Source organism: Pseudomonas sp. Xaverov 83 (assembly GCF_019352905.1).
Taxonomy (GTDB): domain Bacteria; phylum Pseudomonadota; class Gammaproteobacteria; order Pseudomonadales; family Pseudomonadaceae; genus Aquipseudomonas; species Aquipseudomonas yamanorum.
In genome coordinates, this window is sequence record NZ_JAAAFU010000092.1 from 1 (window position 1) to 8,934 (window position 8,934).

Annotated in this window: 12 protein-coding genes; 6 read left to right on the forward strand and 6 right to left on the reverse strand. The window is 60.1% G+C overall.

The window, feature by feature from the left end; all coding sequences use genetic code 11:
- Positions 1 to 422: 422 nt before the first annotated feature.
- The 4 genes from K0H47_RS28735 to K0H47_RS28750 all read right to left on the reverse strand — a co-directional run bounded on the left by K0H47_RS28735 (position 423) and on the right by K0H47_RS28750 (position 3,320).
- Positions 423 to 1,325, reverse strand: a complete 903-nt coding sequence (locus tag K0H47_RS28735) for an alpha/beta fold hydrolase (protein ID WP_017476031.1) — start codon at positions 1,323 to 1,325, stop codon at positions 423 to 425.
- Positions 1,325 to 2,107, reverse strand: coding sequence for a class II aldolase/adducin family protein (locus tag K0H47_RS28740; protein WP_177026504.1), 783 nt, complete (start codon positions 2,105 to 2,107; stop codon positions 1,325 to 1,327). Before K0H47_RS28740 ends, K0H47_RS28735 begins: the two co-directional genes overlap by 1 nt.
- 150 nt (positions 2,108 to 2,257) lie before the next feature.
- A complete protein-coding gene (locus tag K0H47_RS28745) occupies positions 2,258 to 2,944 on the reverse strand; it encodes an LrgB family protein (protein ID WP_219274001.1) in 687 nt (228 codons plus the stop codon).
- Positions 2,934 to 3,320: a CidA/LrgA family protein gene (locus K0H47_RS28750; protein ID WP_219274002.1), complete on the reverse strand. Its 387-nt coding sequence runs from the start codon at positions 3,318 to 3,320 to the stop codon at positions 2,934 to 2,936. The genes K0H47_RS28745 and K0H47_RS28750 overlap by 11 nt, the downstream gene beginning before the upstream one ends.
- Positions 3,321 to 3,419: 99 nt before the next feature.
- On the opposite strand from K0H47_RS28750, the gene K0H47_RS28755 reads away from it, so the two are divergent.
- Positions 3,420 to 4,316 carry a LysR substrate-binding domain-containing protein gene (locus tag K0H47_RS28755; protein WP_063033091.1) on the forward strand — a complete coding sequence of 299 codons (897 nt, stop codon included), beginning with the start codon at positions 3,420 to 3,422 and terminating at the stop codon, positions 4,314 to 4,316.
- On the opposite strand, the gene K0H47_RS28760 is transcribed toward K0H47_RS28755, so the two are convergent.
- The gene (locus K0H47_RS28760) at positions 4,297 to 4,752 is read right to left on the reverse strand and encodes a flavodoxin (RefSeq protein WP_003208486.1); all 456 of its coding nucleotides are present in this window, start codon (positions 4,750 to 4,752) and stop codon (positions 4,297 to 4,299) included. The two genes, K0H47_RS28755 and K0H47_RS28760, sit on opposite strands and share 20 nt — an antisense overlap.
- 113 nt (positions 4,753 to 4,865) lie before the next feature.
- Between K0H47_RS28760 and K0H47_RS28765 the strand changes: the two genes are divergently transcribed.
- Complete coding sequence (locus K0H47_RS28765; protein WP_063033092.1) at positions 4,866 to 5,333, forward strand: PAS domain-containing protein; 468 nt, start codon at positions 4,866 to 4,868, stop codon at positions 5,331 to 5,333.
- 58 nt (positions 5,334 to 5,391) lie between these two features.
- Positions 5,392 to 5,997, forward strand: a complete 606-nt coding sequence (locus tag K0H47_RS28770; RefSeq protein ID WP_017476024.1) for a hypothetical protein — start codon at positions 5,392 to 5,394, stop codon at positions 5,995 to 5,997.
- Positions 5,998 to 5,999: 2 nt separating this feature from the next.
- Here K0H47_RS28770 and K0H47_RS28775 read toward each other — a convergent pair whose 3' ends face one another.
- Positions 6,000 to 6,956 carry a MerR family transcriptional regulator gene (locus K0H47_RS28775; protein WP_373568930.1) on the reverse strand — a complete coding sequence of 319 codons (957 nt, stop codon included), beginning with the start codon at positions 6,954 to 6,956 and terminating at the stop codon, positions 6,000 to 6,002.
- 214 nt (positions 6,957 to 7,170) lie between these two features.
- On the opposite strand from K0H47_RS28775, the gene K0H47_RS28780 reads away from it, so the two are divergent.
- From K0H47_RS28780 to folE, 3 genes are all read left to right on the forward strand, one after another.
- On the forward strand, positions 7,171 to 7,731 hold the full coding sequence (locus K0H47_RS28780) for an antibiotic biosynthesis monooxygenase (RefSeq protein ID WP_017476022.1): 561 nt from the start codon (positions 7,171 to 7,173) through the stop codon (positions 7,729 to 7,731).
- 57 nt (positions 7,732 to 7,788) lie between these two features.
- Positions 7,789 to 8,499 carry a dihydromonapterin reductase gene (gene folM, locus K0H47_RS28785; RefSeq protein WP_093201682.1) on the forward strand — a complete coding sequence of 237 codons (711 nt, stop codon included), beginning with the start codon at positions 7,789 to 7,791 and terminating at the stop codon, positions 8,497 to 8,499.
- Positions 8,500 to 8,519: 20 nt separating this feature from the next.
- On the forward strand, positions 8,520 to 8,934 hold a 415-nt coding region (gene folE, locus K0H47_RS28790), incomplete at its 3' end, for a GTP cyclohydrolase I FolE (RefSeq protein WP_257626763.1).

Here is an 8,934-nt window from a genome sequence, read left to right on the forward strand (position 1 = left end):
TCAACTGGGTGTACCTGATGCACCGAGGTGTCTGCATCGCAGGCAAGCCAGCTCCCACAGAAAAGCAGCTTTGCTTTCGCTTTGGTCTTTGCTTTTGCTTTTGCTTTTAAACACTCAAGCCGGCCGGTAGGCCGCTGTGCTTTTGATTTTGATCTGACTGCCCCAATAAGCCCGAGGCCGAACGCAGGTATTGCGGAGCGGGTAAACCGGCAGGACGCCGGTTTAGCCGCGCCGGGCCATGGATGGCCCGTCGCGGCGACCCGCGGAGCAATGCCGGAGTGAGGGAACGCCGAGCCTAAGCGAGGTGCCGACAGGCGGGGCAGAGCCCTTTGCTTACTTTGGGGCTTTTCCAAAGTGAGCCGCTGTAAGAGCGGAACCGTAAGCGGCCGTTACCTAAATAACGGATATGTACTCAACCCCAATCAAGAATAAGCCACCCGAGAAGCCCCCACCCCAAGCCCCTCCCGAAACGCCAGATAATGCTTCAACACCTGCACCGGCGCCTCAATCTGCGGATAGTGCCCAATATTCGCGAGCAACACCGTATCCGCATGCGGCACCAGTTCACGATAGCGCTGAACCATATGCCCACCAGAAATGGGATCAACTTCGCCATCGATCACCCGCAACGGCACCTCCCCCCGCTGCATCGCCGCCACCCAGCGGTCCCGCTGCCGCCGACGCTGAGGAATATACGCAATCAACTTGTGCAAAATCCGCGGCCCATCCTGGCTCTCGATCAAGCTCCAAAAATCATCCAGCGCACTTTCACTGGGCCGGGTCGAAGGCCCAAAAATCTGCCCGAAACTGTTGGCCAGTGCATTACGCCCAAACGCCCGTCCGATCATCCACCCCAGCGGGCTCAGCAACAGCTTCTGAACCAACGCCGGACGATGCGTCTCCGGAAACAACCCACCGTTGAGAAACACTCCGCTGGCCATCTGAAAGCGCCCTTCGTAATGCCGCGCCAACAGCTCCTGCGCAACACTGTCACCGTAATCATGGGCCAGCACATGCACCGGCTGCTGTACCCAAAGATGCTCCAGCAAAGCCTGCTGTAAATCCGCCTGTTCCAGCAGGCAATAGGTGTGATCCAGCGGCTTGGCCGAATCGCCAAACCCCAACATGTCGCAGGCAATCACTTGATAGCGCTGGGCCAACGGCTGCCAGAGGTAATGCCAGTCCCAACTGGCGGTGGGAAAACCATGGATCAGCAGCAACGGCTCGCCCTGCCCCGCCACCCAGTACCGAATGGTGCGGCCGCGAAACTCAAAGCTCTGGGCGCGCTGGCGCCAGATGCGCAGCGGGATCTCGGCGAGTGGCATCAGCTTTTATACCCGGGGTCGAGTGCGTCCAGTTTGCGCAGCAACGCCGGCCAGGCCAGCGCGCCACCCATACCCTGAGCGCTTTTGGTGACCCCGGCGATCATCGCCCGGGCACCGGCCAATATCTGTGGTGCAATCGTGATCAATTCTGCGCCACCGTTCTGCGCCATTACCTGGATATCGCAGGTGCGCTGGAAGATGAACATCATCAGGAAAGTGTCGGCGATGCTGGCGCCACAGGTCAGCAGGCCGTGGTTGTGCAGCATCAGGAAATTGTTTTCGCCAAGGTCAGCCTGCAAGCGGGCCTTTTCCTCGTGGTTCAGCGCCACCCCTTCGTAGACGTGGTAGGCCAGGCTGGACAGCACAAACAAGGATTGCTGGCTGATGGGCAACACGCCTTGCTTCTGTGCGGAGACAGCGATACCGGAAGCGGTGTGGGTGTGCAGCACGCAGACCACGTCGTGGCGAACTTCGTGTACCGCGCTGTGGATGGTGTAGCCCGCCGGGTTGACCTCGTACGGGCTGTCCATCAGCTTGTTGCCGGCCTGGTCGACCTTCACCAGGCTCGACGCGGTGATCTCGTGGAACATCAGCCCATAAGGGTTGATCAGGAAGTCTTCGGTGCCCGGCACCTTGGCCGAGATATGGGTGAAAATCAGGTCATCCCAACCGTGCATCGCCACCAGTCGGTAGCACGCGGCGAGGTCGACGCGGGTCTGCCATTCGGCAACGCTGACCTGATCTTTTACGCTGTGTGTCGATTGAACAGTGGCTAGGCTCACGGCAATGACCTCCTTGGCGCGTTTTCTTATTATTTTTTTGAGTGAAGGGCCAGTCTAGTCAGACGCCGAGGCTGCCGTAGTTGCATTGGCAGCCACCTTGATGACCGAGCGGGTCAGTCCTGAGAATAGTTCGAATTTGCTCAATGCGTGTCAGAGAAGCGACGCCAATAAAGGCGCGGCAAACAGGTTGAGCAACCCAGTCAGCACCATCACCAGGCCCGCCACCGAGCCCTCCTCGCCACCCACCTCATGGGCCCGGCTGACACCCGCGCCATGAGCGCCCACGCCGAACAACGCGCCGCGAGCCAATGGCGTGCGCAACGGCAGCCACTTGAGCAGTACACCGCCGAGCATGGCGCCGAACACTCCGGTGAACATCACGAATACGGCCGTCAGCTCCGGCACGCCACCCAGGTCGGAAGACACCGGCATGGCGAACGGCGTGGTGATCGAACGGGGCACCAAGGACATCGTTACCGAGCTGTCGAGAGCGAGGGCCCTGGCCAGGCCATACGAAGTGGCGATGGACGCTGCGCTGCCCGCCACCATCCCCAGCAACAACGCTGACCAATGGCGCATCAGCAGCTGGCGCTGTTGCCAGATCGGAATGGCGAACGCCACGGTCACCGGGCCCAGCACTAGCATCAGCCAGTGGGTGTCGGTGGAGTATTCGGCGTAGGCGGTTTTCATCGGAACCGCCACCGCCAGTAACAGCGCAGGCACCAGGATCAGCGGCGACAACAGGTAACGCCCGGTGCGCCGGTAGATCCAGCGGCTGAATCCGTAGGCACCCAGGGTCAGCGCCAGCCAGAACATAGGCATCAGCTCAAGCTTCATGGCGCAGCTTCCAGCGGCAGACGAATTCCACGGTAAACGCCGTCACCAGCATTACCGACAAAGTGCTGAGACCGATCACCAGCATGATCCTCCAGCCGTCGTGCTTTACCAGGCCGCCGTAGTCCAAGAGGCTCATCAACGCAGGAATGAAGAACAGCAGCATCTCCGCCATCAACACACCGGCGCCCAATTGCAGGGCCGCCGGCTTGACCAGGCCAGTGGCGAAGGTCAGCAGCAACAGGCCCAGGCCGATCACACCACCGGGAATAGGCCAGCTCAGCCAGGCCGCCAGTTGGCAGCCCAGAAAGTAAGTGGCCAGCAGGACGATCAGTTCAGCCAGCAACCGACCAACGAATTTGAAGGTGAAAGGTTTCATGAGCTTTGGGTCCTCCCAGGGCGCCCATTTTAAAGAGGCCCCTGGCATCCCCACAGCGAATTGTTAGACTGCAATCTATTCCAAACTGGAATCATGTGAATGGAATTCAAACAGCTGCGCAGTTTTGTTGAAGTGATCCACCGGGGCGGTTTTACCCAAGCCGGCAAAACCCTGCACATCAGCCAGTCCGCGGTCAGCAAGCAGGTGGCACAACTGGAGCAAAGCCTGGGCACGCCCCTGCTGGATCGCCTGGGTTCGCAGATTCGCCTGACGGCGGCCGGCCAAGTGGTGTTGCAGCGGGCAGAAGCGATGCTGCGCCAGCAAGCCGAGCTGCTCAGTGAGCTGGACGACTTGAATCAACTGACCCGTGGCGAACTGCGCATGGGCTTGCCGCAGTTAGGCGGTGACACGCTGTTTGCCGGCTTGTTTGCCGAGTACCGACGGCGTTATCCGAATGTCACCATTCAGTTGCTGGAAGGCGGCAGCCGCAATATCGAGCAGGCGATTCTGAGTGGAGAACTGGAGGTGGGCGGCAGCCTGATGCCCAGCGATCCGGCGTTCGCCTGGCAGGCATTCTGCGATGAGCCACTGGACGCCCTGCTGCCCATGGACCATCCGTTGGCCGACAACGCGCACATCCGCCTGGAAGAACTGGCCGACACGCCGTTCCTGATGTACCAGCGCAGCTTTGTATTGAACGACCGCCTGCTACAGGCCTGTCAGCAACTGGGCTTTACCCCGAAAGAAAGTGGCCGCAGCGGCCAGGCGGATTTCCTCGCGGCCCTGGTGGCCGCCGGCCAGGGCGTGGTGTTGCTGCCCAGCGTAGTAGCCCGGGGCCTGGTGCGGCCCGGGGTGGTGCGCCTGACGCTCAAGGCGCCGGAATACCTGCGCTGGGACATTGCCTTTATCTGGCGTGAGGGCGCCTATCTGTCGAAAGCCGCCCAGGCCTGGCTGGCGTTGTTACGCGAGTTTCCGGTCAACCGCGCAGTGCAGTAACCAACTCGGCCAGCCATGGCTCGGCGTCAGCTTCCGGGGTCACGCTTTCGCTGGCGTCCAGGCGCAGCATCGGCAGCACTTCGTGCACGCCCAACTCGGCAAACAGCTCGCGCATTTGCTCGCCGCCGCCACAGAAGGTGTCGCCATAGCTGGCGTCGCCCAGGCCGATCACTGCGCCCGGCAGACCGCGCCAGGCGGCCGGCAGTTGGTCGCGAATGGTCGAATACAGCGGTTGCAGGTTATCGGGCAGTTCGCCCATGCCGGTGGTGGAGGTCACGGCTAAAAAGGCCTCGGGGGCAAAACCCTGCACATCGGCCAGGGTGGCGCGCGGGTTGTGCCAGGCGTCAAAACCCGCAGCGTTGAGGATGCTTGCAGCGTGACGGGCGACTTCTTCAGCCGTGCCGTACACCGAGCCGGAAAGGATGGCGACTTTCATCAATCTGATCCTGTAGCTGACTAAAAGCCTGGGATATTAACAGCTAGGGTAAGTGGACAGGCTGCTGGCATGTCTTAAACTGCAAATTCCCAAGACAAGCCATGGACCGCTAAATGATTAACGCCAAGCTGATGCAACTGGTGATCAACGCTTCCAACGACGGCATCGTGGTCGCCGAGCGTGAAGGCAAGGACAAGCCGCTGATTTACGTAAACCCGGCGTTCGAGCGCATAACCGGCTACACCCTCGACGAAATCCTCTATCAGGATTGCCGCTTCCTGCAATCGGGTGACCGCGACCAGCCAGGCCTGATGGCGATTCGCGAAGCGTTGGAGAGTGGCGGCTCCTGTCGGGAAATCCTGCGCAATTACCGCAAGGACGGCACGCATTTCTGGAATGAGCTGTCGTTATCGACGGTTTACAACGCGGCCGACAAGCAGACCTACTTTGTCGGTGTGCAGAAGGATGTGACCGTTCAGGTCAAGGCCCAGCAGCGTGTCGCGCAACTTGAAGCCCAATTGGCGGACCTCAAGGCGGAGCTTGCGGCACTCAAGTCGACGAGCGGATCTAACAAAAACTAGAAAACGCGGTCTTTAAAGAGATAATGGCGTTTTAATACCTTTTTCTTGAGCAAGATCAATGCAACGCGACGCGCTTTTGACGCAGGACGAGCTGGATTTTATTCAGACCATGCACCATAACCCGCAACTCAACGTGCGGGACGCGTCGTCGAGCCTGACGGTCAATGGCGGTGCGCAGATTCGTGATTTGCTCACCCGACTGGCCGCCCATGACCATGTCACCCTCCAGGCGCAATTCGACAACCAGCAAATGACCTTTCCGCTGCAATTGGTGGAAGACGAGTTTCATGCCGTGCATTTGCGGCTGGGTGTACCGAGTATTTTCGAAGACGGGCCGATGATTCGCCCGTGGCGTCTGGCGCTTGAAGAGCCGGTGCCGCTGGAAAATATCAAGGGCCAGCCGGGTGCACTCTGGGTGCATGAGGTGTCGTTCAAGGGGTTGCTGGTGGAAATTCGCGGGAGGATCAAGGCGCCAAAAACCTTTTCCCTGTGGTTCAGTCCGTCCGGGTACGAGCGTATCTCGGTGCGGGGCACCCTCGAGCGGGAAACGTCCCGAGGGTTGTTCGCCTATCGCCTAAACCAGAGTGATGTGGATGAAACCGAGCGCCTGCGCCAGTTTATCCTGCAGCAGCACCGCCTGTTCCATCCCGAAGTCCACGCCTGACGTCAGGTATCCAGGCTGCCGCGCAGAAACTGCTGCAAGCGGCGCTGCATCAATCGCCCTTCATTCCCCAGGCAGCCGACGGGCGACCCCTTCAGTTCCTCCTGGGCCAATTCCGCCGCATCGCCGGCTAGCAAAAGCGGGCAGTCGATGGTCAAGGCCAGCCGCTCAAGGCGCCGGGACAACTCACTGGTGGGCGAGTGATTGGAGAACACCACAAGAGCTTGTGGCTTGGTTTTTTCGCAGATAAGCGTCAATTCATCTATCGGTTGGCCCACGCTCAAGACCTTGACCGCCAACTCGTCACTGCTCAGCAGCAAACCTGCGACCAACAGTTCAAGCTCTCGGCATTCTCCGGCGATCGCGGCCAGTAGTACCCGGGGCGCCGGGGAGGCGCAGCCTATTTGCAGGCGTTTCCAGGTACGGCTGCGCAAGAATCCATCAAAAAACAGCCATTCGCTGGTTTGGCCAAAGAGTCCCTGGTGACGCAGTAACTGCTGCCAGAGGGGCATCAGGATGTCCTGGAAAACCACTGCGACCGGGTAAGCCGCGAAAATCTGGCCATACAACCGGTCCAGTTGCCGGTCGTCGAAGGCACCGACGGCCGTTCGCAATTGCTGCTGCCACTGGCTCCATTCATGCTCGGCGCCTGCTGGCGTAACCGCCGCAACAGCGGCTTGCTGATCATCGCGGGCGAGGATTTTCCCGACTTTGCTCACCGCCACGCCACGCTCGATCCAATCGAGAATGCGATGAACGGTCTCTATATCGGTGCGTGAATACAGGCGATGCCCGCTTTCGGTGCGAACCGGCTGTATCAGCCCATAACGACGCTCCCAGGCACGCAGGGTGACAGGGTTGATGCCTGTCAATCTTGCCACTTCACGAATCGGGAACAGCTCATCGGAATCGGCGGATTTGCCAACGGCGATATCGGGGCATGGAGCAGTCATTACAGACATCAGGGCACTAATATACTGTGAGGAACTTGGATCCCATTTAACGCCGATACGACTGTCCGTTTCAAGGTCTTCAGCCAGCCGACCAATGCCGCTGGTGTATTTCTTCAAAACAGGAATAATCCTTGCCTGTTTTTTCAACGTAGCTGCTTACCCGCAGCTTCGTTCGTGCGCCACCTACCCGGTTCAGCGCACCCGATCCTTATGGAGATACACGATGTCTACCTCCCCCGTTACCCTGATGGTTGCGCGCCGCGTGGCCAAGGGTCGTTACGAAGAGTTGATGGCCTGGCTGCGCGAAGGCGAGCAATTGGCCACGGACTTTCCCGGTTACCTGGGCTCCGGCGTGCTAGCCCCGCCGCCCAACGATGATGAATTCCAGATTATTTTCCGCTTCGCCGATGAAAAGACCCTGCATGCGTGGGAGTTTTCCGCATCCCGTGGTGCATGGCTCGGGCGCGGCAGTGAGCTGTTTGCTGCGCCGTCGGAGCATCGCGTACGCGGTATCGACGGCTGGTTTGGCGCCGCCGCCGCACGTCCGCCGCGCTGGAAGCAGGCTGTGGCCATCTGGCTGGCGTTTTTCCCGGTGTCGCTGCTCTTCAACTTCGGTCTTGAGCCGCTGCTCAGCGAGTTGGGGTTGTTGAGCCGTGTGTTGGTCAGCACCCTCGCGCTCACGCCATTGATGGTTTACTTCTTCATCCCGTTATCGACCCATCTCCTGGCCGGCTGGCTGCATCCAGCCCCGGTTCGGGTAAAGGCCACCGAAGCCACCGTTTGAGTACAAGGGAGGCTGCGCGCTGGTATAGTTTTAGCCTGCCAGCGACGCGAGCTTCCCATGTCTTCAACTCCCGCCCCGATCCTGATCACCGGTGCCGGCCAGCGTGTCGGCCTGCATTGCGCCCTGCGCCTGCTGGACGAAGGGCAGCCGGTGATTTTCAGTTACCGCAGCGAACGTCCCGGCGTGCAGACCCTGCGCGAGCGCGGTGCGATTGGCGTGTTTGCCGACTTTTCCTGCGAGGCGGGCATTCTCGCCTTCATCGACGAGCTGAAGACGCACACCCAGAGCCTGCGGGCGATCATCCACAATGCTTCGGCCTGGGAGGCAGAAACGCTCGGCGACGAGACCCGCGCGTTTGCCGACATGTTCAGTGTGCACATGCTTGCGCCGTACCTGATCAACCTGCATTGTGCTTACCTGCTGCAACGCTCCACGCCTGCGGATATCGTGCACATCAGCGATGACGTGACCCGCAAGGGCAGCCGCCAGCACATTGCCTACTGCGCCACCAAGGCCGGGCTCGACAGCCTGACCTTATCGTTTGCCGCACAACTTGCACCAACGATCAAAGTGAACGGCATTGCCCCGGCAATGGTGATGTTCAACGAGGGCGACGACGCGGCCTACCGCGCCAAGGTCCTGGCCAAGGCGGCACTGGGCATCGAACCCGGCCCCGAGGTGATTTACCAGAGCGTGCGTTACCTGCTGGATAACCCGTATGTCACCGGCACCACCCTGACCGTCAACGGCGGGCGGCATATCAAGTAAGCCGTTTGCGAGGATGTTGTATGACCCTATCCCTGCCCCACCACTACCGCGAGATCCTCAAGGGCCTGGGTGAAGACCCCGAGCGCGAAGGTTTGCTCGACACGCCAAAGCGCGCTGCCAAGGCCATGCAGTATTTGTGTCATGGGTACGAGCAGAACCTGGAGGAAATCGTCAACGGTGCGCTGTTCGCTTCCGACAACGACGAGATGGTGATCCTCAAGGACATCGAGCTGTATTCGCTGTGCGAGCATCACCTGCTGCCCTTTATCGGCAAGGCCCATGTGGCCTATATTCCGACCGGCAAGGTCCTTGGCCTGTCGAAGCTGGCGCGCATCGTCGACATGTTCGCCAGGCGCTTGCAGATCCAGGAGAACCTTACGCGGGAAATCGCCGACGCCATCCAGCAAGTCACCCAGGCATCCGGTGTGGCGGTGG

Bases quoted from the DNA above. Each gene is read 5' to 3' on its own strand.
- K0H47_RS28735 (WP_017476031.1), bottom strand. From the start codon at position 1,325: ATGCCACTCGCCGAGATCCCGCTGCGCATCTGGCGCCAGCGCGCCCAG.
- K0H47_RS28745 (WP_219274001.1), bottom strand. From the start codon at position 2,944: ATGAAGCTTGAGCTGATGCCTATGTTCTGGCTGGCGCTGACCCTGGGT.
- K0H47_RS28750 (WP_219274002.1), bottom strand. From the start codon at position 3,320: ATGAAACCTTTCACCTTCAAATTCGTTGGTCGGTTGCTGGCTGAACTG.
- K0H47_RS28755 (WP_063033091.1), top strand. From the start codon at position 3,420: ATGGAATTCAAACAGCTGCGCAGTTTTGTTGAAGTGATCCACCGGGGC.
- K0H47_RS28760 (WP_003208486.1), bottom strand. From the start codon at position 4,752: ATGAAAGTCGCCATCCTTTCCGGCTCGGTGTACGGCACGGCTGAAGAA.
- K0H47_RS28765 (WP_063033092.1), top strand. From the start codon at position 4,866: ATGATTAACGCCAAGCTGATGCAACTGGTGATCAACGCTTCCAACGAC.
- K0H47_RS28770 (WP_017476024.1), top strand. From the start codon at position 5,392: ATGCAACGCGACGCGCTTTTGACGCAGGACGAGCTGGATTTTATTCAG.
- K0H47_RS28775 (WP_373568930.1), bottom strand. From the start codon at position 6,956: ATGTCTGTAATGACTGCTCCATGCCCCGATATCGCCGTTGGCAAATCC.
- K0H47_RS28780 (WP_017476022.1), top strand. From the start codon at position 7,171: ATGTCTACCTCCCCCGTTACCCTGATGGTTGCGCGCCGCGTGGCCAAG.
- folM (WP_093201682.1), top strand. From the start codon at position 7,789: ATGTCTTCAACTCCCGCCCCGATCCTGATCACCGGTGCCGGCCAGCGT.